Source organism: uncultured Sphingomonas sp. (assembly GCF_913062585.1).
In the GTDB taxonomy this organism is placed as follows: domain Bacteria; phylum Pseudomonadota; class Alphaproteobacteria; order Sphingomonadales; family Sphingomonadaceae; genus Sphingomonas.
Genome location: NZ_CAJXWX010000002.1, coordinates 76,211 through 99,933, shown reverse-complemented (window position 1 = coordinate 99,933; position 23,723 = coordinate 76,211). Strand labels below are relative to the sequence as shown.

The following is a 23,723-nucleotide window of genomic DNA, read 5'->3' as shown; positions in this document are numbered from 1 at the left end:
AACTCAGCGGCGCGTTCGCCCGCCCGATCCGGCTTGCCCGATCAGTGCAGGTTGACGGCGTCGTTCAGGTAAACCGAGGTCAGCAGCGCGAAGACATAGGCCTGGATCGCGGCGACCAGCAGTTCGAGAAGCGTGATGCCGATCATCAGCAGGAAACTCGGCAGGGTGATGAGCGCGGCATAGCCCGGGCCCATATTGATGCCGTTGATGACGAAGGCGGCGAGAACCTTCAGCAGGATGTGCCCCGCGGTCATCGCGACGAACAGTCGCAGACCCAGCGAGAAGGGGCGCACCAGGAAGCTCATCAGCTCGACCACGAAGATCAGCGGAATCATCAGCTTGGGCGTGCCGTGCGGCACGAACAGCGCGAAGAAGTGGAAGCCGTGACGACCGAAGCCGACGATCAGCACGATCGCGAACGAGATCAGCGCGAGCACGCCGGTCACGGTCACATGGCTGGTCACGGTGAAGGGATGGACACCCGGCACCACGCCGAAGGGCAGCAGGCCCAGCACGTTGGCGAACAGGATGAACATGAACAGCGAGAAGACATAGGGCAGGAAGCGCTTGCCTTCGGGGCCGATGTTCGAGGTCAGCATCGAATTGACGAAGCCGGTGAAACCCTCGACCGCCGCCTGCCAGCGACCCGGGACCAGATCGCGCTTCATGCCGCCGATCATGAACACCCAAAGCGCGACCAGCGTCGCCACCATCCACAGAGCGGAATTGGTGAAGGAAAGGTCGTAGCCGCCGACCACCCAGTGCTGACCGAGCACCGGCTCGATCAGGAACTGGTGCATCGGATCAATCTTGCCGCCCGATTCTGCCGCCACGCTGCTTCGTTCCCACATATGACGAACGCCCGGTTACTCCGGGCGCTCACCAGAAATCCGAATGATCTGCCTGAACGCCACGCCGATCCCCAGGAACAGCATCACGATCAGGGCCCAGGGTGCGGTGCCGAACCAGCGGTCGAAAAGCCAGCCGATCAACGCACTGCCGACAAGACTTCCGATCAGCGCGGAGATGACGCGGCTGCCCTGGGAATAACCCCTGTCGGCATCCACCTTCACCCCCTGCCGCGCTACGCCTTCCGCTTTCGCCTTAGCCAATCGCTGATCCAGCGCGGCCAGACGCGGATCGTCCGCATCGCCAAAGTCCTGTCCGGGTTCCGTCTCCGCCACGCAGCCACCCTCACCTGTTTTCGTCACCGAAGGGGAGAGTGCGCGCGAACGGCGAGCGACCCCGCCAAGGCGAGGCCCGTTTAGAAAGCGTGTCTTCCCAAGTCAACCGCTTGGGGTTGGGGTTGTGACAGATGTGTTAAGGATTGTGTCCACGGAGAGACAGGACGAGGTATCGCGGGGCGGTTTTTCTTCCTCTTCTTCCTTCTCCCCTCCCGCAGGCGAGAGCGGTCGGGGGAGGGCTGGCGCCGTCGGCAGGCGATATCTTCTGAGATTGAGTGCTTGGCCGCGCTCCCCTCAAGCCGATCGCCTGACCGCAACCGGAGTCCCCTCCCCCAGCCCCTCCCGCCTGCGGGAGGGGAGGAAGAAGGTCAGACGCAGGCCGGCGCGCGCTCCGGGGCCGCGCCCGTGCGCGTCTTCCACACGCCTTCGGGCGTCTTATATTTCTCGCCGCTCGCCGTTTGCGCGATCAGGTTGCAGCCGCTGGTAAAGGCCATCTGCTCAACGGTCGCGCCGCTGGCCTGCGCCTTCTGGGTGTACGCGGCCTTACGCTGGATGTTGATGCTGTTGACCAGCGTCCGCAGCGCGGGCGTGGCGGCGCCCACGATTCCCAGATAGCCGTCGGGCTGTTCGCCGACCAAGCCTTCGGCGCGCGCGGCCGCATAGGCCGGATCGCGCTGCGCCATCGCCATGCCCGACACGCCCAGCAACGCCACCGTGCCCAGCGCCAGGATCATCGTCTTCGTCTTCATCAGAATATCCCCGGATTCTGCTGGATCAGCGATTTGGCCTCGCCATCCAGGCGATATACCACTTCCTGCGTCACATTGATGTTCAGATTGATCTCGATCGGCTTCTCCGGGGCGGAGATGTTGACGCATCCTCCGCTCAGCAAGGTCAGCGCGACCGGCATCCATCGTGTCCCATCCAAGATCGGCGTCCTCACCAGCATTTTCAATCCTGTTACGGTCATGGCACGGTCTCGCTTGCGGAGGGCTGAATGGGCGTGGTGGACGAGGTGACGGGCGGTGCGGCGCGCTTGTTCTGTTCGTCCAGCAGCGCGGGCAGGTTGCGCTGGATCAGGCGGCGCGGGTCGTAGAAGGACTGGGCCGAGTCGAGTAGCCCGCGGAAGGGCGCCTTGATCCGCACGTTGAAGATGAAGGGTAGCCGCTGGAGCCGCCGGATGATGAAGTTGGACTTGGCGCCCTTGCCCTGGCTGATCCCGGCAAAGCGCACGTCCGTCACCATTTCGCCCGCCAGCGGCCCGTTCATGTCGATCCGAAGCGAACGATAGTTCAGCGAACGCAGCGCCCCGAAGGCGAGGTTGCCCCAGAAGCCCAGATTCTTCTGACTGATCTCGCCCAGATAGGCGATGCTGCCGCCGCCCGGCCGGACGATCAGCCGCCCGCCCTCGATCCGCCCGCCATTCTGGTCGAAAATCATCGGCAGCGTCCCGTCGAACACGCCCGTCGCGTTCAAATTCTGGAAGTCGAACTGGAGCAGGAACTGGTCGGCGGCCGCCCCTTCGACATGGAAGGTCATGCGCCGCTCGACAGGCTGCGAGAAGTCGAGCAGCGTCGGGTCGAGGGTCAGCTTGCCGCCGGCAAAGGGCCAGGTCCCGCCCTCCACCTTTACCCGTGCGCCCGACAGCGTCTGGTAACGGATGGTGCCGTTCGTCACCTGGATGCCCGGATTGATCGTCTTGATCGTCGCCACCTGACCGGGCGCGCTTTCCAGCGCCAGCAGGTCGGTGAACTGGATCGTGCCCGCAATCCCGCTGACCGGGCCGAGCGCGGCGGCCAGGTCGATGCCTTCGGTCCCGAATCGCCCGGTCGAGCGCACGCCATTCGAATCCCAGAGGATCCGCCCCGTTCCCGAGATCGATCCACGCACATCCTCGATAATACCCTTGGTGACGGGGGTGAGCAGTTCGGGCTGGAAGTCCTTGGTGAAGGTGATGCCCGGCACCGCCAGATCGGCCTCCCCCGCGCCGGTGTTCAGCGCATGGGTGATGGTGACGTCGGCGACCTTGACCGACTTGGTCGGTTCATAAAGCGTCCCCTTGACGTCGATCCGGCTGCCCGCCAGCGTCAGGGTGACGTCGCGCGCGGCCATGGGCAGGAAGCGCGGCGAATCGGCCCGCGCATCGCGCACCTGAAGCGCGCCGTTCAGGCTCAGCACGCCCCCCGCCAGCCGCCAGTCGCCCGCCGCCTCGCCCAGCAGCAGGGGCACCTGCCCCACCTGCCCCGCGCCGCCGGTGAACTGCCCGGCGATACCCTCGGGCGTGATCCGGCCAACCAAGGTGGCCGCGTCGATCCGGGTCGGCGACTCGGGGCGGCCGATTTGGCTCTTTACCCCGGTCAGGGTGAAGCCGCGATCGGCGAGCGCGAAGCGGGTCGTCGCGGCGGAGAGCTGCAACGGGCTGCTGCCGATGGTGCCGGTCAGCATCGTCTGCCCCAGCTGCGCCCCGCCGCCGATCCGCGTGCCGTCGAGCCGCACGAGCGCACCCTCAAGTGGACAGACCCGCGTCGCCACCCGCGCCAGCCGCAATCCCGATAGCGCCAGCCGATCGATCGCCAGCGGCTGGCAGGTCGGGTTGACGAGCAGGCGCCGCCCGCCGTCCCAGCGCGCAGCGATCGGCAGGACCAGGCCGTCGATCCGCCCGCCGCTGATCGGCCCGGACAGCGACAGCCGCGTCGTCACCGCCGTCGTTCCGTCGCCCGCCGCCGAGAACACCACCCGGTCGAGCGCCAGCGCCGCGCCGCCCGCGGGATAGCGCGCCATCGTTGCCATACCCCGCACCGGCGCGCCGGGCGCATCCTGGCGCAATGTCGCGCGGATCATGGGCAACCCGCCGCCACCCGTGGCGAGCATGGTGTCGATCCGCGCCCCGCGCGTATCGTACATAAAGCCCTCGCCCCCGCCGAGCGCGACGCGTGCACCACTGTTCGAGGCCAGGGTCAGGCTGGGCAGCCGGATCGCGACGCCATCGGCGCGTGCCCCCGCCTCGCGGTCCAGCGCAAGCCGCAGATCGGCGGCGAAACCCCGCCCGCTCCGCGCCACCGCGTCCAGCACGGCCTGCGCCACCGGGCTGACCGGCGTTCCGGCCACCGTGCGAGCCCCGTCGTTCAGTCGCGCCAGCATCGCGGGCGCGACCTGCGCGCCGCCCAGGCGGACATCGCCGTCAAACCGCATCGCGTGCCCGACCAGATAACGTCCGTCGACTCCCAGGCGATCGGCGCGGCCCATCCGGGTCGTCACGCCACGCGCGGTCAAGTCCAGCCGCCCGCTGGTCGCCGCCGCATTGCCTGCGAAATCGAGGCGCCCGCCCAGCGCCGCCGTCGCCGCGACCGGATGGCGAAGCGCACCGCCTTCCAGCGCGGCGGTTCCGCGCCATTGGTCGAGCGCGGGTTCCAGCGTGGCCTCGACCCGCGCGGCCAGGTTGCGCGCGGTCACCGCGCCGCACTGCAGACCGGCCAGCCGCACCGGCCCGCTCAGGCTGGGCCGATCGCGGACCACACGCACGCGAAGCGGTGCGGCAAGCCCGGTAAACACACAATCGCCGATCGCCAGACGCGGTGCCACCGCCCCCAGCCGCCCGCTGAAACCGTCGTTCAGCACGCCTCGGCCCGACAGGCTGAGCCCGACGCCCCCATGCGGCGTCTCCAGCCGGATACCGCCATCGCGAACATCGACGTCGAGCGCGGGCAGCGCGAAGGGCTTGTTGCCCGAAGACGCCCCCATCAGCTTGTCGAGCATCCCCAGGCTGATCCGCCCCTCGATCAGCCGCCCCTGCAACCTGACCCGGCCCGCGCGCACGCCGGTCACCACCGGACCGGACAAGCCGATTCGCGTGCGCGTCTCCAGCCAGTCGGCGACCAGATCGGGGCGGCGCGGATCGCCGATCACCACATGGGTCAGACGCTGCCGGCCCAGCCCCAGATCGCTGATCTCGTAGCGGGCGGGCACGCCGCGCCGCGCCAGTTCGCGGTCGATCGCGCCCCCGACCAGCGGCTTGCGTTCGATCCACAGGGCGATCAGCGCGACCAGCAGGATCAGGGCAATGGCGATCAGGATGCGCTGCAGCCGCCGGAACCGCCGGACGGGGCTCACGCGCGTTTCGGCTTCCTCGCTCGCGCCGTCCACCCCGATGTCCCGTCTCCCGTCCTGATCCGCATCATAGCCGCGGGGCCCCATGCCACGCAATCGCACGAGCCCCGGCGACAGTTCCCGCCACCTGCCCTATGCTGGCCCGACAGGGGGTGGGACATGCGCGACGACAGCGACCGACAGGCCGATCATGCCGGACATCGCGGGCGCCTGCGCGACCGATTACTGGCGGGCGGCGTATTGCTCGATCATGAATTGCTCGAATATCTACTGACCACCGCGATCCCGCGCCGCGACACCAAGCCGATCGCCAAGGCGCTCTTGCGCGAATTCCACGATATCGGCGGGGTCCTGACCGCCGATCCGGTCGCGCTGCAACGGGTGGACGGGGTGGGCGAGACGGCGGCGGCCACGCTGAAGATCGCCCATGCCTGCGCGCTTCGGCTGGTCCAGGCGGAGGCGGCGAAACGGCCCGTTCTGTCGAGCTGGCAGGCGCTGCTCGACTATCTCCATGCCGACATGGCGCATCACGGGGTCGAACGGTTCCGGGTCCTGCACCTCAACACGCGCAACATGCTGATCCAGGACGAGCTGATGGGCCAGGGCTCGATCGACCAGGCGCCGGTCTATATTCGCGAGGTCATCCGCCGCGCGCTGGAATTCGGGTCGGCGGCGGTGATCCTGGTCCACAACCACCCCAGCGGCGACCCCTCGCCCAGCCGGGCGGACATCGACGTGACCCGCGCCATCGCACAGGCGGGCAAGCCGTTGGGGATTGCGGTGCACGACCATCTGATCATCGGCACGTCGGGGCATGTGAGCTTGCGGGCGCAGGGGTTGATTTGATTCCCTTGGGCTTCGACTTCGCTCAGCCTGAACGGAGGTTGGGGATACCCGACACACATACCAACCTCCGTTCAGCCTAAGCGAAGTCGAAGGCCACGCCGCCCCGATAGGTTTGGAAACCCCCGCCCCCCAATGCTAGGGGCCTGCCCAACCAAGCGAACAAGGAATATCACATGCAGGTCTGGACCGGGCTGGGCAATCCGGGGCCGCAATATGCGATGCACCGCCACAATGTCGGCTTCATGGCGATGGACGCCATTGCCGAGGTGCATGATTTCGGCCCCGTGAAGAAGCAGTTCCAGGGCTGGACCCAGGAAGGGCGCATCGGGGGTGAGAAGATCCTGCTCCTGAAGCCCGCGACCTTCATGAACGAAAGCGGCCGCAGCGTCGGCGACGCGCTACGCTTCTACAAGCTGGGGGTCGAGGCGCTGACCGTTTTCCACGACGAGCTCGACATCGCCCCCTTCCGGGTGAAGGTGAAGACCGGCGGCGGGACGGCGGGGCATAACGGGCTGCGCTCGATCGACCAGCATCTGGGGCCGGACTTCCGCCGCGTGCGGCTGGGCATCGGACATCCGGGGCATAAGGACCGCGTCACCGGCTATGTGCTCGGCAATTACGCCAAGGCCGAGATCGAGCCGCTGTCCGACCTGCTCGGCGCGGTATCGGCGGAGGCGCATTGGCTGGCCGAGGGCGACGATGTCCGCTTCGTCAACGACGTCGCGCTGCGCATGGGAGACCCCGCATGAGCGTGCGCCGCCTCTTCGCCTCGCTCCTCTATGAGGGCCAGCTGGATGACGCCGACCTGCTGGAGGAGATCGAGCAGAGCTGCTGGGCGCTGGCCGAGGACGACCGCGCCGGGCGGCGCTGGTCCAAGGAGCATGGCTATCGCGGCTATACCAGCTATGCCTCGCTCAACGACCTGCCGATCCGCGATCCGGTCTTTGCCGATCTGCGCAAGAAGCTCGACCGCCATGTCGCGCGCTTCGCCGAGGAATGCGCGTTCGATCTGGGCGGGCGCAAGCTGAAGCTCGACAGCCTGTGGGTCAATGTCCTGAAGCCCGGTGGCCATCATTCGGCGCATATCCATCCGCATTCGGTCGTCTCGGGCACGCTCTATGTCGCCATGCCCAAGGGTTCGGGCGCGCTCAAGCTGGAGGATCCGCGGCTGCCGATGCTGATGGCCGCGCCGCCCCGCCGCGCCGATGCGCCGGATGATCTGGCGACCTTCGCCACCGCCACGCCCGAGCCGGGTACGGTGCTGCTCTGGGAAAGCTGGCTGCGGCATGAAGTGGTGCCGAACGGCGCCAAGGGCGAGCGGATCAGCGTCAGCTTCAACTATCGTTAGGAACGCCCACGACAACGCGCACCTCACCCGCGACGAGACGAAAAGTTCCAACGCCTTGCCTGTGATTTGAGGCGCTTCGTCGCGCCGATATCGAGTGATTAACCTGTATCGGTTAGGGAGGAATCGATCGCAGCCCCCAGGACCGGACGTTACGCCCCATGCTCGAATTTTGTGTCTTCACCTTTGGCATGTTGGCGAGCTTCGTGCTGTCGGGTCTCGGCCGGAACAGGAAGGCGCAGCGCGCGCATCCGCCGATGCTCTATTATATGGGCCTGGTGTTGATGGGCTTTTCGGGCGCGCTGGGCGTCCTGCTGCTAGGCTGGGCCGCCGCGATGATGGTCGGGATCGCCTGACCCCATAACCCCTTCCCCCCAGTCCGTTCAGCCTGAGCGAAGTCGAAGGCCACGCTGGAACATCCGACAATGGCGCCCCGCCCAACCGTCATCCCTTGCCCTTCGACTTCGCTCAGGCTGAACGGAGCATGGGATAAGCGCTCGGTTGAGAAATATCCCCATCGTCGCTAGAGGGGCGCTTTCCCCTTGATCCACAGGATAAGCGACGCATGGGTTTCCGCTGCGGCATCGTCGGCCTGCCGAATGTCGGCAAGTCCACCCTCTTCAACGCGCTGACCGAAACGGCGGCGGCGCAGGCCGCCAATTATCCGTTCTGCACGATCGAGCCGAATGTCGGCAACGTCGCGGTGCCCGATCCGCGCCTGTACCAGCTCGCCGAAATCGCCGGCTCGGCCAAGATCATCGAGACGCAGCTCGCCTTTGTCGACATCGCGGGCCTGGTGCGCGGCGCGTCCAAGGGCGAGGGGCTGGGCAACCAGTTCCTGGGCAATATCCGTGAGGTGGACGCGATCGTCCATGTCCTGCGCTGCTTCGAGGATGGCGACGTCACCCATGTCGAGGGCAAGGTCGATCCGATCGCCGATGCCGAGACGGTCGAGACCGAACTCATGCTCTCCGACCTGGAAAGCCTGGAAAAGCGCGTCCCCGCCTTCATCAAGAAGGGCCAGCAGGGCGACAAGGAAGCCAAGATCGCCGCGTCGGTGCTCGGCCAGACGCTCGACCTGCTGCGCGAGGGCAAGCCCGCGCGGCTGACCAAGCCGAAGGACGAAGAGGAAGCCCGCGTCTTCTCCCAGGCGCAGCTGCTGACCGCCAAGCCGGTCCTTTATGTCTGCAATGTCGAGGAATCGAACGCCGCGAACGGCAACGCCCACTCGCAACGCGTGTTCGAGAAGGCCGCCGCCGAGGGCGCGCAGGCCGTCGTCGTGTCGGCGGCGATCGAGGCCGACATCGCGACCATGCCGGCCGAGGATCGCGGCGAATTCCTGTCCGAGCTGGGTCTCGCCGAAACCGGCCTCGCCCGCGTGATCCGCGCCGGTTACGCGCTGCTCGACCTGCTGACCTTCTTCACCGTCGGCCCGAAGGAAGCGCGCGCCTGGACCGTCCATCGCGGCGCCAAGGCGCCCAATGCGGCGGGTGAGATTCACAGCGATTTCGAGCGGGGCTTCATCCGCGCCGAAACCATCGCCTTTGCCGACTATATCGCCTGCAAGGGCGAAGCGGGCGCACGCGATGCGGGCAAGCTGCGCGCGGAAGGCAAGGAATATGTCGTCCAGGACGGCGACGTGATGCTGTTCCGCTTCAACGTCTGATCCGGGATGCGCCGGTCGGGGACGACCGATCGGCGCATTCGCGCTTTGCAGTTGGGCTTGGGGCCGCTACGCCTCGAATCATGACACAGGTTAAACCTTATCGTCGTATCATCTATCGCAGCAGCCCGACGGGCGACGATGTGCGCGCCGATCATCAGGCGATCCTGGCCACGTCGCGCCGCAACAACGGCATGGACGGGATTTCGGGCATATTGTGGATCGGCGACGGCCAATATCGCCAGTTGCTGGAGGGGCCCGTCGACAGCGTCGGCGAGACGTTCGAGCGGATCGCCCAGGATCCCCGCCATCGCGATATCGTCATGCTGGACGACCGGATGGTCGACGCACCCGAATTCGGCGAATGGGCGATGGCCGGCCTGCCCGGCGACCAGCCCCGCGACGCCGCCGAGCGGCTGCGCCTGTTGCTGCGCAATGCCGATCCCGAGATCCGGCAATATTTCCCGGTAGACTGATCCGCCGCCGTTTCCCCCGCTCGGTCGCAACGGAATACTCGCCACTGCCATAAGGGGACGCTATCTGGCGGATCCGAAAGGAAACGCATTCCGTGATCCGACTCTCCCTGACGGCGCTTGCGCTCGCCCTGCTGGCGGGCTGCGCCTATCCCTATACTCCGCCTGCTTTGTCCTCGGTCGCGGCACCCGCCCCGGTCCAGGCCTCGGTCCCCGCCGCGCCGCAGGAGGCCCGCGCCCCCGTCACCATCCTGGTGTCGATCGACGGCTTTTGGGCGCCCTATCTGGATCGGGGGATCACCCCCAATTTGTCGCGACTGGCGGCCGGGGGTGTCAGCGCTTCGATGCGTCCGTCCTTCCCGTCCAAGACCTTTCCCAATCACTGGACGCTGGTGACGGGCGTCGTGCCCGATCGGCACGGCATCATCGCCAACGGCTTTACCGACCCGGCGCATCCGGGCGAGCATTTCACCATGTCGTCGGACCAGCCCTATTGGTGGGATGAGGCCGAACCGCTCTGGGTCACGGCCGAGCGGGCGGGGATTCAGACCGGCACCATGTTCTGGCCGGGCTCCAATGTCGCCTGGGGGGCGACCGAAAAGGATGATGGCGGGCACGGCTTCACCGGTGGCGTGCGCCCCCATGACTGGCAGCAGTTCAGCAAATATGTGAACGATCGCCAGCGGGTCGACACGATCCTCGACTGGCTGCGCCGTCCGGCCGCCGATCGCCCGCATTTCCTGACCCTGTATTTCGACGAGGTCGACATTGCCGGGCATGACGGCGGGCCGGATTCGGCGGAGGTGAACACCGCCGTCGCCAGCGCCGACCAGGCGATCGGACGGCTGGTCGCGGGGCTGGCCGAGATGGGGCAGCCCGCCAATCTGGTCATCGTCGCCGACCATGGCATGGCCGCGACGTCGAGCGATCGCATGATCGTGCTCGACCGATTCCTGAACCCGGCCGACTATGAACTGTCCGAAGACGGCCCCTTTGCGATGATCCGGGCCAAGCCGGGGCATGAGGCGGCGCTGGAGGCCAAGCTGCTCGGCCATCGCGATCATCTGGACTGTTGGCGCAAAAGCGAGATTTCGGCGCGCTTCCATTATGGCGCCAATGCCCGCATCGCCCCGTATTTCTGCCTGGCCCAGGCCGGGTGGACGATCGCGGCGAAGGCGCCGGAAAAGCCCTTTGCCGGGGGCACGCATGGCTATGACAATGCGGATCCCAGCATGGCGGCGTTGTTCATCGCCAATGGCCCGGCCTTTCGCTCGGGTCTCAAGCTCGCGCCGTTCGACAATGTCGATGTCGCGCCACTGCTGCGCGACCTGATCGGCCTGCCGCCTGGGCAGGGGCTGGACGGCAATGATGCGCCGTTCCGCCGCGCATTCAAACGATAAAGACACGGATGAGGAGAGAGGACATGATCTGGCTGGAAGATGTCGCGGTCGGCGACGTGGCGCGGTTCGGATCGTACCGGGTCGAACGCGACGAGGTCGTCGCCTTTGCGGAACGTTACGACCCCCAGGCCTTTCACTTGTCCGACGAGGCGGCGGCGGCGACCCATTTCGGGCGGCTGTCGGCCAGCGGCTGGCACACCGCGTCGATGGCGATGGCGATGATCGTGGCGCATTTCCGCGAGACCGGCTTTCAGAGCCTGGGCTCGCCGGGCGTCGACGAATTGCGCTGGCGCACGCCCGTCTATCCGGGCGACACGCTCCACTGCGAGACCGAGGTGCTGGAAACCCGCCGTTCCGCCAGCCGCCCGGAAATGGGCTTCGTCACCAGCCGGTGGAGCGTCGTCAATCAGGACGGGGTGACGGTCATGACGATGCGCCCGACCGTCATGATCCGCGCGCGGCCAGCCTGATCCGCTGGCTCGCGGGCGGACGATCAGTGACGCCCGCGACCGCCGCCGGGTCGACCGCCGCCAGGCCCGCCCCCGTGCCAGCCGCCGGGACGCGGACCCGACGGCGCCGGGCGCATGCCGCCATTGCCGCGCCAGCCACCGGGCGAACCGCGCCATCCGCCCGGTGTCCCAGGGGCGACCCCGGCCCCCGGCACCGGCCCGCGCCAGCCGCCCCGGCCCCAGCCATGCCACTGATCGCGGATCGGGCCGCCACGCCACGCATTGTGGCGCCCTTCCCAATAGGCCCGCTGCGTATCGCTCCAGCGATAGGGTCGGCGATAGGCGTCGTAGACGTACACGCCGGTGCCCGGATAATAGAAATTGTCGTACCAGCCGAAATAGGACGGCGCATAGCCATAGCCGCCGCCATAGCCGTAATAGCCCGGCGCATAACCGCCGCCATAGCCCGCGCCGACCGACACACCGCTATAGCCATAGCCGTCGGTGCACCCGCCCAGCGCCATCACACCGGCCGCCATCGCCGCCGCCCATATCGTCCGACCCAGGACCATCGTCCCTCTCCATGCCCCAGACCCGTTCCGCGAAACCGGCAGGGGCCGCCGCTTTCGTCCGTCACCGGTCAACCCGGGCACCAAGCCATGGTTCCTATATCATCCCCCATGCACGGACCATGAACGGCGCCTGTAAAGGGGGATTGGCAAAGCGGCTCAAGCAAGGCTAACCTGAAGCACCGTTCATCATGGGCGGGCGAGACAGGCGGCGCATGACCGGAAGCAATCCGGCACGACCGCCAAAGCGTACCATGGCGCACGCGAGCGAAGGTGGAGGGACAGGACGAATGGCGATGACGGAGAACACCGTACCCCCCGGCGAGGCGCCGGAGCCATTCCAGGAAGAGGTCCATGATCCCCGCCGCCGCGACTTCATCAACGTCGCCGCCGCATCCTTTGCGGGCGTGGGCGCGCTGGCGATCGTCTTTCCGCTGATCAACCAGATGAACCCCTCGGCCGATGTGCTGGCCCAGTCGACGACCGAGCTCGATCTGTCCAAGATCCAGCCGGGCCAGGCGATCAAGGCCAGCTTCCGCAAGCAGCCGCTGTTCGTCCGCAACCTGACGCCCAAGGAAATCGCCGAGGCCGACGCCGTGCCCCTGTCCGAGCTGCGCGATCCCCAGACGCTGGAGGAGCGGACCAAGCCGGGCAAGAAGAACTGGCTGATCACGCTGGGCGTCTGCACCCATCTGGGCTGCGTGCCGCTGGGTGCCGGCGAGGGCGAGAATCGCGGGCCCTATGGCGGCTATTTCTGCCCCTGCCACGGCTCGGCCTATGATACCGCCGCGCGCATCCGCAAAGGTCCGGCGCCCAAGAACCTGTTCGTACCGGATTACAAGTTCAACACCGACACGACCGTCACGGTCGGCGCGGCCGCTTAAGGGGGACCCGAGACATGAGCTTTCCCTGGGCCAAACATTATGAACCCAAGCAGCCGGTCATGCGCTGGCTGGACGAGAAGCTGCCGCTGCCGCGACTCGTCTACAATGCGGTGGGGGCCGGGTATCCGGTGCCGCGCAACCTCAACTATTTCTGGAATTTCGGCGTGCTGGCGGGTGCAGCGCTCGCCATCCAGATCATCACCGGCGTCGTGCTGGCGATGCATTACGCCGCCAATGCGGGCGTCGCCTTCGACTCGGTCGAAAGCATCATGCGCGACGTGAACGCAGGGTGGTTCCTGCGCTATGCCCACGCCAACGGCGCGTCGATGTTCTTCATCGTCGTCTACACCCACATCTTCCGCGGCCTCTATTACGGATCGTACAAGGCCCCGCGCGAGATGGTGTGGCTGCTCGGCGTCGTCATCTTCCTCCTGATGATGGCGACCGCCTTCATGGGCTATGTCCTTCCCTGGGGGCAGATGAGCTTCTGGGGCGCGCAGGTCATCACCGGCTTCTTCTCGGCGATCCCGCTGGTCGGCGACACGATCCGCATCTGGCTGCTGGGCGGGTTCGCGCCGGACAATGCCGCGCTCAACCGCTTCTTCTCGCTCCACTATCTGCTGCCCTTCGTGATTGCGGGCGTCATCATCCTGCACATCTGGGCGCTGCATATTCCGGGTTCCAACAACCCGACCGGCGTCGACGTGAAGGGCGAGCAGGATACGGTGCCCTTCCACCCCTATTATACCGCCAAGGATGCGGTCGGGCTGGGTGTGTTCCTGCTGGTCTTCGCGGTGATGCTGTTCTTCTTCCCCAATTATCTGGGGCACCCGGACAATTACATCCCGGCAAACCCGCTCTCGACCCCGGCGCATATCGTGCCCGAATGGTATTTCTGGCCCTTCTACGCGATCCTGCGCGCCTTCACCGCCGACTTCATCCTGCCCGCCAAGCTCTGGGGCGTGCTGGCGATGTTCGGGTCGATCCTCCTGCTGTTCTTCCTACCCTGGCTGGACAGCTCGCCGGTGCGGTCGAACAATTTCCGGCCCAAGGCGCGGATCGCCTTCTGGGTGCTGGTGGCGGACGTGCTGCTGCTCGGCTGGTGCGGGGGCTCGCCCGCGACGCCCTTCTTCATCATCCTCAGCCAGATCACGGCGGCCTATTATTTCCTCCACTTCCTGGTGATCCTGCCCTGGATCGCCCGGACGGAGCGTCCCGCGCCGCTGCCCAACTCGATCACCGAGGCCGTGCTATCCAAGCATGGCGGCACGGCTCCCACCAAGTCGGCCCTAACCCCTTCGGCCTCGGCCTGACGCGAACCGAGAGAGGATAAAGAACATGGTTCGTGGCATCGCATTTCTGGTCGGGGCGGCTTTCACCCTGGTCCTTGCCATCGCGCTGTGGGGCAGCGTGTCGGGGCTCGTCTCCGACCCGCCCGCACCGACCGCCGAGGAGGAATTCCACCTTCATCCCAAGGCGGCGCATCTGGCGTCGGACGGCATTTTCGGGCGGTTCGACCGCCGCCAGCTGCAACGCGGCTTCCAGGTCTATAAGGAGGTCTGCGCGGCCTGCCACTCGCTGCGGCTGGTGGCGTTCCGCGACCTGAAGGAGCTGGGCTATAACGAGCCCGAGGTGAAGGCGATCGCCAACCAATGGGTGATCGAACAGCCGAGCATCAACCCGGAAACGGGCGAGGCGACGACGCGCAAGAACGTCCCCGCCGACCATTTCCCCTCGCCCTTCGCCAACGAGGTGGCGGCGCGCGCGGCGAACAACAATGCGCTGCCACCCGACCTGTCGCTGATGACCAAGGCGCGGCATGACGGCACCAATTACGTCTATTCGCTGGTCGGCCCCGACGCCTATCGCAACCAACCGGCCGAGCTGCTGCGCAAATTCCCGGACATCAAGACGCCGACGGGTCTGCACTATAATCCCTATTTCGCGAACCTCAACATCGCGATGCCGCCGCCGCTGACCCAGGACGGGCAGGTCCAATATGCCGACGGCACGCTCGCGACTCGCGACCAGATGGCCAAGGACGTCGCCGCCTTCCTGACCTGGACCGCCGAGCCCAAGCTGGAATCGCGCCACGCGGCCGGGATCGGCGCGTTCGTGTTCATCGCGATCTTCTGCTTCCTGGCCTGGGGCGCCTATCAGAATGTCTGGCGTGACGTGAAGCACTGAGGCGTGACCATGTGATACGAGAGCCTGGGGCGGTTTCCGGTAGGGGAGCCGCCCTTTTTGTTTTGAGTACCCCACCACCCCACTCCCAACCTCCGTTCAGGCTGAGCGCAGTCGAAGCCCATGGACGGACCTTTCCACTCGCCCCTCCGGCGCACGATTCCCTTGGCCTTCGACTTCGCTCAGGCTGAACGGAGGGTGGAATAGGGGGATCGAGCCTTTACCCCCGCCCGCCGCAAGCCCATGAGGCTCCGCATGAACGCCCATGACGATCTGAAAGCCCTGATCCGCACGATCCCGGACTTTCCCAAGCCCGGCATCCAGTTCCGCGACATCACCACCCTGCTGCTCGATCCCAAAGGCTTTGCGCAGACGATCGAACGGATGGTCGCCGCCACCCGCGGGCCGGTCGACCTGGTTGCCGGGATCGAAGCGCGCGGATTCCTGTTCGCCGCCGCGCTGGCGGTGCCGCTGAACGCGGGCGTGCTGCTGATCCGCAAGGACGGCAAGCTGCCCGGCGCAACGATCGCCGAGGATTATGCGCTGGAATATGGCCAGGACCGGATCGCCATCCATGAGGATGCACTGGTCCCCGGCGCCCGCGTCCTGCTGGTCGACGATCTGATCGCCACCGGCGGCACCGCGCGGGCGGCCCTTCGCCTCATCCGCAAGGCGGGTGGCGTGGTGGAACAGGCGCAGTTCCTGGTCGACCTGCCCGATCTGGGCGGCGCGGAGGCGTTGCGGGCCGAGGACGTCGCGGTCGACGCGCTGCTATCCTTCCCGGGTCACTGATGCGCCTCGCGCTCCATGAGCCCGATATTGCGGGCAATGTCGGCACGCTGATCCGCACCGCAACCTGTTTCGGCGTGGCGGTCGACCTGATCGAGCCGATGGGCTTTCCCTATTCGGACCGCGCACTCGCCCGATCGGCGATGGATTATGCCGCCATGGCCCAGGTCGTCCGCCATGCCGACTGGGACGCGTTCCGCGCCGCGACGCGCGGGCGGATCGTGCTGGCCACCACGCTGGGCGCATTGCCGCTCCCCGAGATGATCTTCCGCCCGGACGATGTGATCCTGCTGGGCTCGGAAGGCGCGGGCGTGCCGGAGGCGGTCCACCATGCCGCCGATATCCGCGTGCGCGTGCCGATGCGCGCCGGCGTCCGATCGCTCAATGTCGCGATCACCGGCGGGATTTTGCTGGCCGAGGCGCGCCGCCAGACCGGCTGGGACCAAATGCCGGGTTGACCCCCGGCCCCTCGCCCGCCCAGAAACCGCGCATCATGACCAGCCGCTCCCCCGATATCGCGCTCGATGCCGAGCAGGACGCCGCCCGCCTGTGGTTCGAATCGCTGCGCGATCGGATCTGCGCGGCGTTCGAAGCGATCGAGCGCGAGGCGGGATCGGACGCAGCCTTTCAATACACCGCCTGGGACCGCACCGACCCGAGCGGCGAGCCCGGCGGCGGCGGCGTGCGCGGGGTGATGAAGGGGCGCGTGTTCGAGAAGGTCGGCGTCAACGTCTCGACCGTCGGCGGCACCTTCGAGGGGCCGTTCGCCAAGACGATCCACGGCGCTGGCGACAATCCGCGCTTCGTGGCGACCGGCATCAGCCTGGTCGCACATATGGCGAACCCGCATGTCCCCGCGGTGCATATGAACACCCGCTTCCTGACCACGACGAAGCGCTGGTTCGGTGGCGGCGCCGACCTGAACCCGCCGCTGCCGATCGAGGAGGACACCGCCGACTTCCACGCCCGGCTGAAGGCCGCGTGCGATGCGCATGACCCGAATCATTATCCCCGGTTCAAGGCCTGGGCCGACGAGTATTTCTACATCCCCCATCGCCAGGTGCATCGCGGCGTGGGCGGCATCTTCTACGACCATCTGGAAGGCGACTTCGACGGCAATTTCGCCTTCACCCGCGATGTCGGGGAGGCGTTCCTGGACATCTTCCCGCGCATCGTGCGGCGGCGGATGGCCATGCCCTTTACCGAGGCGGACCGGGCGCAGATGCTGGCATGGCGCGGGCGCTATGCCGAGTTCAACCTGGTCTATGATCGTGGCACGCTGTTCGGGCTGAAGACTGGCGGCAATATCGACGCGATCCTGATGAGCCTGCCGCCGCTGGCCACCTGGGAATAGGACCATGGCGCTGATCCCCGTCGACCCTGCCGAGATCGCCACGATCGTCACCACGCTGGAGATGCGCGAGCGGCCCCGCCCGCGCCCGCTGCCCGCCTCGCCGCTGAGGCTGGTCGCCTGGGGCCTGCCCGATCCGGCCAAGTATCGCACGCTCTTCGCGCGGGTCGGCGCGCCGTGGCTGTGGTTCTCGCGGCTGGTGATGGACGATGCCGCGCTGACCGCGATCATCCATGACCCCGCCGTCTCGGTCCTTGCGGTCGTCGACCGGGCGGGGATCGAGGTCGGGCTGCTCGAACTCGACCATCGCCGGGCGGGCGAATGCGAGATCGGCTATTTCGGGCTGATCCCCGAACTGGCGGGACAGGGCCATGGCCGCTGGCTGATGGCGCAAGCACTGATGCGCGCCTGGACGCCCGGGCTGGAGCGGGTCTGGGTGCATACCTGCACGCTCGACCACCCTTCCGCGCTCAATTTCTATCGCAGGCAGGGCTTCGTCGCCGTCTCCCGCGCGATCGAGACCTTTCCCGATCCGCGCGCGCTGGGCCTGCTACCGCCGGACGCCGCGCCACAGATCCCCCGGCTGGACGTGCGAGTCTGATCCAGCGAAGCTGGATCGGGGCGGCGCCGCTTCCTCGTCAGTGGATCAGACTGACCAGCCGACGATAGGCCGCGACCGAGATCAGCGCCTGGGCCAGGCCGGTCGCCATCGCCACCGCCGCCGCGCCCGATTGCAGCAGGGCGATCGCCACCGGATTGCCGATGCCGCTATCGCCCTTGACCCAATCGACCAGCGACAGAAAGGGCTGGGCCGCGATCATGCCGCCCAGATAGGTGCACGCCACCAGCGCCGCCATCGACAGCCCCGCCCCCCGGGTGAGCTTCACCGACCGCGACAGCGCGCTCATCGCCGCCATCCGCCGCTCGGCGAACAGCACCGGGCCGACCAGCATCAACCGTCCCGCCACATACAGGCCCGGCAGGATGTAGAGCAGCATCCCCGCCCCCACCGGCAGGCCGACCAGCATCATCGCCAGCAGGAAACGCGGCATCATGCGCCCCGTCCGCGCCAGCGCGTCGGCGACCGTCGGCCGCCCCGCGCCGAGTTGCAGCGCCAGCACCGCCGCCGTGCCGATCAGCCCGATCGCATAGGCCGCGACATACCAGCCGCCATATTGGCCCGCCCAGGCGCCGACCGAATCGACCCAGGCCAACATGCCCGTGCTCGAAGCCCCCGCGCCCTCCGCCGGCTTGGGCGGCGCGGGCACCAGCAGATAGACCGCGAGCGTCGGCCAGAAGACGAAGGGCGCGATCAGCGCGACCAGCAGGGTCCGGTCGCGGCGGAACAGGCCCCAAGCGTCCCGCAACGTGGCAATGACATCCAATCCCATCACAGCGACGGCGAACCGTCCTCCCGGCCGATCGTCTCCTCGCCCGCCGTCGCGACATAAAGGCGCGCGATGAAGACATAGGCGAGCGTCATGAAGCCCGCGCTGATGACCGATCCCACCAGCGTCGCCAGCCCCACCGCCAGGCCCAGCTGGTTCGGCCCCAGGATCAGGCGCAGGACCGCGCCCAGCACGCTCTGGGCCGCAAAGGTCGCGACGGAGATCACGATCAGGAACAGCAGGAAGGCGCCGAGCAGACGCCAGGTCAGCCCCCGGGTCAGCACGATCGAGCGTCGGATGGCGCCCAACTCGCGCCCTTCGTTCAGCACGACCGCATAGACCAGCATCAACCGCGCGACGAGCCAGAGCGCCGCGACCAGGATCACCAGGCCATAGAGCAGCACGAACAGCGCCGCGCCGCTCGCCATCGGGGGCAGCTTCGTCGGATCGCCATTGGCGGCCATCGCCGCGTTGAAGTCATAGCCCGACGCGCCCAGCACCGCGAACGGCACCAGGACGATCAGCGCAAAGGCGATCAGGAGCGCGATCGCGACGCCCAGTACCGCGAACAGGCGGCGGAACCCGGCGCGCGACGCCTCGGCGGGGGTGGTCGCCGGATGGGTGGCCAGCGCCATGATGGCGAGCTGTGCCCATATGCCGAGCACGACCGACAGGATCGTGACGGCAAGGCCGGGCAGCCCGACATGCCCCGCAGCCATGCCGCCGCGCGGCATCAGCAGCAGCTGCAACACGGACGGCAGAACGAAGCCGATCGCGGCGAAGGGCGCCAGCATGCTTGTCCTGCCCGCCAGCACCTGCTGCGTGCTGTCCCACACGGTTCCGATCCTGACCGTCATCGTTCCTCCCTTGGCCGGGTCACCCCGCCCGACCCTCCTCGCCTAGACCATTGCCCTGCACAACGCCATCGGGCGCCACCATTTCCCGCCCCTTGCATCGGCGCGGAGGGAGGCGCAGAGACGCTGGCATCGTGACCCACCTACCCGACATGCCCGATATCGAATGGCGGATCAGCCCGGGCCTGACTCCCTATGACCAGTCCCTGGCCGAGATGGAGGCGCGCGCCGCTGCCGTCGCCACGGGCGAGGCACGCGAACTGGTCTGGCTGCTCGAACATCCCCCCGTCTATACGGCGGGGACCAGCGCCGATCCGGTCGAACTGGTCGACCCGCGCTTTCCGGTGTTCCAGACCGGGCGCGGCGGCAAATATACCTATCACGGCCCCGGCCAGCGGACCGGCTATCTGGTCCTGGACCTGACGAAGCGCGGGCGCGACGTGCGCCGCTTCGTCCACGGGCTGGAGGACTGGCTGATCGCCGCGCTGGCCCATCTGGGGGTGAAGGCGTTCAGCGTGGACGGGCGCGTCGGCATCTGGACGCGCGACGGCGGACCGGAGGCGAAGATCGGCGCGATCGGCGTCCGGGTGAAGCGCTGGGTCACGCTGCACGGCTTTGCGATCAATATTGCACCCGACCTGTCCCATTTCGGGGGCATCGTCCCATGCGGCCTGCCGGAGTTCCCGGTGACCAGTCTTTTTGCATTAAACGGCGTCAAGTCCTTGGAAACCTTTGACGAGGCGCTGGCGTTCACCTTTCCGGCATTCCTCGACGATCTCGGTGCACTGCGACAAAACGAGGCTTGAGGACCAGACGGTATCCGATTAATGTCCACCCCGATTTGGGTAATAGGGCCAGCAAGCCGTTCCAAATCCTTAATATCAAGGGAGCTTCCAATGCGTGCAATCATCTCCAAGGTCCTGACGGGCTCGATCATCGCCGGCGCGGCGCTCGCGGTTTCGGCTTGCGGTTCGAAGACCGAGAACACTGCCGACGCCAACATGACCATGAATGCGTCGGAAGGCATGGACACCACCACCGACAACATGACCGCCGTCGACGGCGCCATGAACGGTGGCATGATGGCCAACGACACCATGGGCAACGACATGATGATGGCCAACGACACGATGACCACCAACGCGACCAACGCGATGTAATCATCGTTGGGGTCATCCCGACGAAAGGGGCCGTCCGGGCGACTGGGCGGCCCCTTTTTCATGGGCTGAGAACAGGGACCCGAAAGCCCGGAAAAGCGCTGATTTCGCTACCTTTCCGTAACGACCGCCCTGCCCCGACAATCGTCGCACAGGCACGATTTCCATTTGGGTCGAACCCCAAAAAGCGTTATGTTTCGGGACGCTCGAAGGCCCTCCGGGGGAAGGATCGGAATATAATGAAGGTGGTGCGTACCGCGCTGGTCGCTGGCGTGGCGTTTTGGGGGATGGGCGCAGCGGCGCCCGCATCGGCACAATTCTTCCTGCAGCCCTATAATTTCCAGGGGAAACCCGTTCGCGGCGACGAGCCGGGCATCGGCCAGCCGTTGCCCGGCGCGACCCCGGCGGAGATGCGCGCGGGACTGTTGTGGAACATGCGTGCGGCGTTGAACGTGGCCGCGCTGCAATGCCAGTTCGAACCGATGCTCTCCACGGTCGCCAATTACAACGCCGTGCTGAAGGACCACGAGGCCGAGCTGAAGGGCGCGTTCGACACGCTGGGCGCCTATTTCAAGCGGACGAACAAGGGGCTGAGGGAAGGGCAGAACGCGCTCGACCAATATGGCACGCGCACCTATGCCAGCTTCTCCTCGGTCGCGGGGCAGCTCGGCTTCTGCCAGACGGCGGGCTCGATCCTGCACGCGGCGGTCTTCACCCCGCGCGGCCATCTGGGCGAACTGGCGGTCGAGCGGATGCAGGAACTGCGCAACAGCCTGGTCCCTTATGGCGAGCAGCGCTTCCCCCGCTATATCGGCCGCGAGCATTTCGCCGCGACCATGCCGCGCCTGGATGCGCTGTGTTGGAACAAGAGGGCCGAATGGGTCGTCAAGAAGTGCGGCCCCCAGAACTGGCCGCCCGCCGGCGCGACGAACCTGGCGGCGCGCTGAAGTCTCCCTATTCCTCCCCTGTAAGGGGAGGTGGCAGGCCGCAGGCCTGACGGAGGGGTGTCACGGCGAATGGCTTTGCCTCTCGCTGGCGGCGACACCCCTCCACCATCCTTCGGATGGTCCCCCTCCCCTTGTAGGGGAGGATGAAAGGCCCCCCTCCCCTTTCGCGCCGGAATTTGCTACGCGCGCGGCCATGCTCAATCTGAATGGCATCACCGTGCGCCTGGGCGGCCGCACGATCCTCGACGGTGCATCCGCGGCCCTTCCCCCCGGCAGCCGGGTCGGCCTGATCGGCCGCAATGGCGCGGGCAAGTCGACGCTCGTCCGCGTGATCGCAGGCCAGCTGGAGGCCGATGACGGCGCTTGCGAAATGCCCAAGGGCGCCAAGCTCGGCTATATCGCGCAGGAAGCCCCCGACGGCACCGCGACGCCGTTCGAGACGGTGCTGGCCGCCGACATCGAGCGCGCCGAGCTGATGGAGCGCAGCGAGACCGAGAGCGATCCCGAAAAGCTGGGTGACATCTATGAGCGGCTGATCGCGATCGACGCCTATACCGCGCCCGCGCGCGCCTCCAGCATCCTCCAGGGCCTGGGTTTCGACGAGGCGATGCAGGCGCGTCCGCTGTCGAGCTATTCGGGCGGGTGGAAGATGCGCGTGGCGCTCGCCGCCCTTCTGTTCTCCGCACCCGACGTGTTGCTGCTCGACGAACCGTCGAACCACCTCGACCTTGAAGCGGTGATGTGGCTGGAGGATTTCCTCAAATCCTATCGCGCGACGATCCTGCTGGTCAGCCATGAGCGCGACTTCCTGAACAATGTCGTCGACCATATCCTGCACCTGCAGGGCGGCAAGGTGACGCTCTATCCCGGCGGGTACGACTCGTTCGAGCGCCAGCGCGCCGAGCGGATGGCGCAGCTCGCCGCCGCCAAGGCCAACCAGGACGCGCAGCGCGCCAAGTTGCAGGACTATATCGCGCGCAACTCGGCCCGCGCCTCGACCGCCAAGCAGGCGCAGAGCCGCGCCAAGATGCTGTCCAAGATGCAGCCGATCGCCGAGATGGCGAACGACCCCTCGCTGTCCTTCGACTTCCCCGATCCCGACCAGCTGCGCCCGCCGCTCATCACGCTGGACCTGGCGAGCGTGGGTTATGCCGAGACGCCGATCCTGAAGCGGCTGAACCTGCGCATCGACCCGGACGACCGGATAGCGCTTTTGGGCCGGAACGGCAACGGCAAGACGACGCTGGCCCGCCTGCTCGCCGCGCAGCTGACGCCGATGGAAGGCGACATGAACTCGTCGGGCAAGATGCGGGTCGGCTACTTCACCCAGTATCAGGTCGAAGAACTCGACACCGACGACACGCCGCTGGAGCATATGACACGCATCATGCGCGGCGCGACCCCGGCGGCGGTGCGTGCGCAGCTCGGCCGCTTCGGCTTTTCGGGCGATAAGGCGACGACGAAGGTCGGCAAGCTGTCGGGCGGCGAGCGCGCGCGGCTGGCGCTGGCGCTGATTACGCGCGACGCGCCGCACATGCTGATCCTCGACGAGCCGACCAACCACCTGGACGTCGACGCGCGCGAGGCGCTGGTCCAGGCGCTCAACATGTACAAGGGCACCGTCGTGCTGGTCAGCCACGACCGCCACATGCTGGAGATGACGGCGGACCGGCTGGTGCTGGTCGACAACGGCACCGCCAAGGAATTCGACGGGTCGCTGGACGATTATATCGCCTTCGTCCTGAAGGGCGATGCGGGCCAGGGCGATGCCGCGTCCAAGGCCGATCGGGCGGCGAGCAAGAAAGCCTCGGCCGAGCAGCGCGAACGCTTCAACGCGATGAAGAAGACGCTGCGTGGTATCGAAGACGAAATGGCCAAGCTGACCCGCGAGCGCGATGCGCTGGACAAGGCGATGAACGATCCGGCGGCGGCGGAACCGCGCCATGCGAAACTGTCGATGGGCGAGTTGAACAAGCGCCGCGCCGAAGTGGTCGACAAGCTGGCCGAGGCGGAAATGCGCTGGATGGAAGCCGGCGAGGCGATGGAGGCGGCGTAAGGTCCCCTCCCGTCCTCCGTTCGCACTGAGCCCTTCGGCGGGCTGGCAAGCCAGCCGCTCAGGATAAACTTCGGCGC

General features: G+C 66.9%; 27 protein-coding genes. 19 read left to right on the top strand and 8 right to left on the bottom strand.

Annotation, left to right across the window (positions count from 1 at the left end; translation table 11 throughout):
• Positions 1-41 precede the first annotated feature (41 nt).
• The 5 genes from QZ546_RS02220 to QZ546_RS02200 all read right to left on the bottom strand — a co-directional run bounded on the left by QZ546_RS02220 (position 42) and on the right by QZ546_RS02200 (position 5,327).
• A complete protein-coding gene (locus tag QZ546_RS02220; RefSeq protein WP_056431901.1) occupies positions 42-833 on the bottom strand; it encodes a F0F1 ATP synthase subunit A in 792 nt (263 codons plus the stop codon).
• Between the two features lie 33 nt (positions 834-866).
• Positions 867-1,184, bottom strand: a complete 318-nt coding sequence (locus QZ546_RS02215) for an AtpZ/AtpI family protein (protein WP_294234032.1) — start codon at positions 1,182-1,184, stop codon at positions 867-869.
• A 368-nt stretch (positions 1,185-1,552) separates the two neighbouring features.
• On the bottom strand, positions 1,553-1,933 hold the full coding sequence (locus QZ546_RS02210; protein ID WP_294234028.1) for a YdbL family protein: 381 nt from the start codon (positions 1,931-1,933) through the stop codon (positions 1,553-1,555).
• Complete coding sequence (locus tag QZ546_RS02205; RefSeq protein WP_089413660.1) at positions 1,933-2,094, bottom strand: YnbE family lipoprotein; 162 nt, start codon at positions 2,092-2,094, stop codon at positions 1,933-1,935. The genes QZ546_RS02210 and QZ546_RS02205 overlap by 1 nt, the downstream gene beginning before the upstream one ends.
• Positions 2,095-2,150: 56 nt before the next feature.
• Positions 2,151-5,327 (bottom strand): YdbH domain-containing protein, encoded by a 3,177-nt coding sequence (locus tag QZ546_RS02200; RefSeq protein ID WP_294234021.1) that lies wholly within the window; start codon positions 5,325-5,327, stop codon positions 2,151-2,153.
• Between the two features lie 123 nt (positions 5,328-5,450).
• Here QZ546_RS02200 and radC point away from each other — a divergent pair, with 123 nt between their 5' ends.
• The 8 genes from radC to QZ546_RS02160 all read left to right on the top strand — a co-directional run bounded on the left by radC (position 5,451) and on the right by QZ546_RS02160 (position 11,488).
• Positions 5,451-6,137, top strand: a complete 687-nt coding sequence (gene radC, locus QZ546_RS02195) for a DNA repair protein RadC (RefSeq protein WP_294234018.1) — start codon at positions 5,451-5,453, stop codon at positions 6,135-6,137.
• A 173-nt stretch (positions 6,138-6,310) separates the two neighbouring features.
• Positions 6,311-6,886, top strand: a complete 576-nt coding sequence (gene pth / locus QZ546_RS02190) for an aminoacyl-tRNA hydrolase (protein WP_294234014.1) — start codon at positions 6,311-6,313, stop codon at positions 6,884-6,886.
• Positions 6,883-7,485, top strand: a complete 603-nt coding sequence (locus tag QZ546_RS02185; protein ID WP_294234011.1) for a TIGR02466 family protein — start codon at positions 6,883-6,885, stop codon at positions 7,483-7,485. Before pth ends, QZ546_RS02185 begins: the two co-directional genes overlap by 4 nt.
• A 158-nt stretch (positions 7,486-7,643) precedes the next feature.
• A complete protein-coding gene (locus QZ546_RS02180; RefSeq protein WP_294234008.1) occupies positions 7,644-7,838 on the top strand; it encodes a hypothetical protein in 195 nt (64 codons plus the stop codon).
• 209 nt (positions 7,839-8,047) lie between these two features.
• Positions 8,048-9,148: a redox-regulated ATPase YchF gene (ychF, locus tag QZ546_RS02175; RefSeq protein WP_294234005.1), complete on the top strand. Its 1,101-nt coding sequence runs from the start codon at positions 8,048-8,050 to the stop codon at positions 9,146-9,148.
• An 80-nt stretch (positions 9,149-9,228) separates the two neighbouring features.
• Entirely contained in the window at positions 9,229-9,621 is a 393-nt protein-coding gene (locus QZ546_RS02170; protein ID WP_294234002.1) for a BLUF domain-containing protein, read from the top strand.
• 92 nt (positions 9,622-9,713) lie between these two features.
• Complete coding sequence (locus QZ546_RS02165; protein WP_294233999.1) at positions 9,714-11,018, top strand: ectonucleotide pyrophosphatase/phosphodiesterase; 1,305 nt, start codon at positions 9,714-9,716, stop codon at positions 11,016-11,018.
• A gap of 23 nt (positions 11,019-11,041) precedes the next feature.
• Positions 11,042-11,488 (top strand): MaoC family dehydratase, encoded by a 447-nt coding sequence (locus tag QZ546_RS02160; protein ID WP_294233996.1) that lies wholly within the window; start codon positions 11,042-11,044, stop codon positions 11,486-11,488.
• A 23-nt stretch (positions 11,489-11,511) separates the two neighbouring features.
• Here the strand turns inward: QZ546_RS02160 and QZ546_RS02155 are convergent, their stop codons facing one another.
• Positions 11,512-12,039 (bottom strand): hypothetical protein, encoded by a 528-nt coding sequence (locus QZ546_RS02155; RefSeq protein ID WP_294233994.1) that lies wholly within the window; start codon positions 12,037-12,039, stop codon positions 11,512-11,514.
• Between the two features lie 287 nt (positions 12,040-12,326).
• Between QZ546_RS02155 and petA the strand changes: the two genes are divergently transcribed.
• The 7 genes from petA (at position 12,327) to QZ546_RS02120 (ending at position 17,845) form a co-directional block, all read left to right on the top strand.
• Entirely contained in the window at positions 12,327-12,920 is a 594-nt protein-coding gene (petA, locus tag QZ546_RS02150) for a ubiquinol-cytochrome c reductase iron-sulfur subunit (protein ID WP_294233990.1), read from the top strand.
• Between the two features lie 14 nt (positions 12,921-12,934).
• Entirely contained in the window at positions 12,935-14,233 is a 1,299-nt protein-coding gene (locus QZ546_RS02145; protein ID WP_294233987.1) for a cytochrome b/b6, read from the top strand.
• A 25-nt stretch (positions 14,234-14,258) separates the two neighbouring features.
• Positions 14,259-15,107, top strand: a complete 849-nt coding sequence (locus tag QZ546_RS02140) for a cytochrome c1 (RefSeq protein ID WP_294233982.1) — start codon at positions 14,259-14,261, stop codon at positions 15,105-15,107.
• 252 nt (positions 15,108-15,359) lie between these two features.
• Positions 15,360-15,896, top strand: coding sequence for an adenine phosphoribosyltransferase (locus QZ546_RS02135; RefSeq protein ID WP_294233979.1), 537 nt, complete (start codon positions 15,360-15,362; stop codon positions 15,894-15,896).
• Complete coding sequence (locus QZ546_RS02130) at positions 15,896-16,351, top strand: tRNA (cytidine(34)-2'-O)-methyltransferase (protein ID WP_294233976.1); 456 nt, start codon at positions 15,896-15,898, stop codon at positions 16,349-16,351. The genes QZ546_RS02135 and QZ546_RS02130 overlap by 1 nt, the downstream gene beginning before the upstream one ends.
• Positions 16,352-16,386: 35 nt before the next feature.
• Positions 16,387-17,247 (top strand): oxygen-dependent coproporphyrinogen oxidase, encoded by an 861-nt coding sequence (gene hemF / locus QZ546_RS02125; RefSeq protein ID WP_294233974.1) that lies wholly within the window; start codon positions 16,387-16,389, stop codon positions 17,245-17,247.
• Positions 17,248-17,251: 4 nt separating this feature from the next.
• Positions 17,252-17,845, top strand: coding sequence for an N-acetyltransferase (locus QZ546_RS02120; protein ID WP_294233969.1), 594 nt, complete (start codon positions 17,252-17,254; stop codon positions 17,843-17,845).
• 37 nt (positions 17,846-17,882) lie between these two features.
• On the opposite strand, the gene QZ546_RS02115 is transcribed toward QZ546_RS02120, so the two are convergent.
• Complete coding sequence (locus QZ546_RS02115; protein WP_294233964.1) at positions 17,883-18,611, bottom strand: hypothetical protein; 729 nt, start codon at positions 18,609-18,611, stop codon at positions 17,883-17,885.
• Between the two features lie 23 nt (positions 18,612-18,634).
• The gene (locus QZ546_RS02110; protein WP_294233962.1) at positions 18,635-19,489 is read right to left on the bottom strand and encodes a hypothetical protein; all 855 of its coding nucleotides are present in this window, start codon (positions 19,487-19,489) and stop codon (positions 18,635-18,637) included.
• A 149-nt stretch (positions 19,490-19,638) separates the two neighbouring features.
• On the opposite strand from QZ546_RS02110, the gene lipB reads away from it, so the two are divergent.
• The 4 genes from lipB (at position 19,639) to QZ546_RS02090 (ending at position 23,646) form a co-directional block, all read left to right on the top strand.
• Positions 19,639-20,292, top strand: coding sequence for a lipoyl(octanoyl) transferase LipB (lipB, locus tag QZ546_RS02105; protein WP_294234640.1), 654 nt, complete (start codon positions 19,639-19,641; stop codon positions 20,290-20,292).
• Between the two features lie 90 nt (positions 20,293-20,382).
• Entirely contained in the window at positions 20,383-20,646 is a 264-nt protein-coding gene (locus tag QZ546_RS02100) for a hypothetical protein (RefSeq protein ID WP_294233959.1), read from the top strand.
• Positions 20,647-20,882: 236 nt separating this feature from the next.
• Positions 20,883-21,590, top strand: coding sequence for a hypothetical protein (locus tag QZ546_RS02095; protein WP_294233958.1), 708 nt, complete (start codon positions 20,883-20,885; stop codon positions 21,588-21,590).
• Between the two features lie 193 nt (positions 21,591-21,783).
• Entirely contained in the window at positions 21,784-23,646 is a 1,863-nt protein-coding gene (locus QZ546_RS02090) for an ABC-F family ATP-binding cassette domain-containing protein (RefSeq protein WP_294233956.1), read from the top strand.
• The last annotated feature ends 77 nt before the right edge of the window (positions 23,647-23,723 follow it).

Bases quoted from the DNA above. Each gene is read 5' to 3' on its own strand.
- QZ546_RS02145 (WP_294233987.1), top strand. From the start codon at position 12,935: ATGAGCTTTCCCTGGGCCAAACATTATGAACCCAAGCAGCCGGTCATG.
- QZ546_RS02205 (WP_089413660.1), bottom strand. From the start codon at position 2,094: ATGCCGGTCGCGCTGACCTTGCTGAGCGGAGGATGCGTCAACATCTCC.
- QZ546_RS02180 (WP_294234008.1), top strand. From the start codon at position 7,644: ATGCTCGAATTTTGTGTCTTCACCTTTGGCATGTTGGCGAGCTTCGTG.
- QZ546_RS02160 (WP_294233996.1), top strand. From the start codon at position 11,042: ATGATCTGGCTGGAAGATGTCGCGGTCGGCGACGTGGCGCGGTTCGGA.
- QZ546_RS02110 (WP_294233962.1), bottom strand. From the start codon at position 19,489: ATGACGGTCAGGATCGGAACCGTGTGGGACAGCACGCAGCAGGTGCTG.
- QZ546_RS02130 (WP_294233976.1), top strand. From the start codon at position 15,896: ATGCGCCTCGCGCTCCATGAGCCCGATATTGCGGGCAATGTCGGCACG.
- QZ546_RS02170 (WP_294234002.1), top strand. From the start codon at position 9,229: ATGACACAGGTTAAACCTTATCGTCGTATCATCTATCGCAGCAGCCCG.
- QZ546_RS02155 (WP_294233994.1), bottom strand. From the start codon at position 12,039: ATGGTCCTGGGTCGGACGATATGGGCGGCGGCGATGGCGGCCGGTGTG.
- QZ546_RS02135 (WP_294233979.1), top strand. From the start codon at position 15,360: ATGAACGCCCATGACGATCTGAAAGCCCTGATCCGCACGATCCCGGAC.
- petA (WP_294233990.1), top strand. From the start codon at position 12,327: ATGGCGATGACGGAGAACACCGTACCCCCCGGCGAGGCGCCGGAGCCA.
- QZ546_RS02120 (WP_294233969.1), top strand. From the start codon at position 17,252: ATGGCGCTGATCCCCGTCGACCCTGCCGAGATCGCCACGATCGTCACC.
- QZ546_RS02140 (WP_294233982.1), top strand. From the start codon at position 14,259: ATGGTTCGTGGCATCGCATTTCTGGTCGGGGCGGCTTTCACCCTGGTC.
- hemF (WP_294233974.1), top strand. From the start codon at position 16,387: ATGACCAGCCGCTCCCCCGATATCGCGCTCGATGCCGAGCAGGACGCC.
- ychF (WP_294234005.1), top strand. From the start codon at position 8,048: ATGGGTTTCCGCTGCGGCATCGTCGGCCTGCCGAATGTCGGCAAGTCC.
- pth (WP_294234014.1), top strand. From the start codon at position 6,311: ATGCAGGTCTGGACCGGGCTGGGCAATCCGGGGCCGCAATATGCGATG.
- lipB (WP_294234640.1), top strand. From the start codon at position 19,639: ATGCCCGATATCGAATGGCGGATCAGCCCGGGCCTGACTCCCTATGAC.
- radC (WP_294234018.1), top strand. From the start codon at position 5,451: ATGCGCGACGACAGCGACCGACAGGCCGATCATGCCGGACATCGCGGG.
- QZ546_RS02095 (WP_294233958.1), top strand. From the start codon at position 20,883: ATGAAGGTGGTGCGTACCGCGCTGGTCGCTGGCGTGGCGTTTTGGGGG.
- QZ546_RS02090 (WP_294233956.1), top strand. From the start codon at position 21,784: ATGCTCAATCTGAATGGCATCACCGTGCGCCTGGGCGGCCGCACGATC.
- QZ546_RS02185 (WP_294234011.1), top strand. From the start codon at position 6,883: ATGAGCGTGCGCCGCCTCTTCGCCTCGCTCCTCTATGAGGGCCAGCTG.
- QZ546_RS02210 (WP_294234028.1), bottom strand. From the start codon at position 1,933: ATGAAGACGAAGACGATGATCCTGGCGCTGGGCACGGTGGCGTTGCTG.
- QZ546_RS02100 (WP_294233959.1), top strand. From the start codon at position 20,383: ATGCGTGCAATCATCTCCAAGGTCCTGACGGGCTCGATCATCGCCGGC.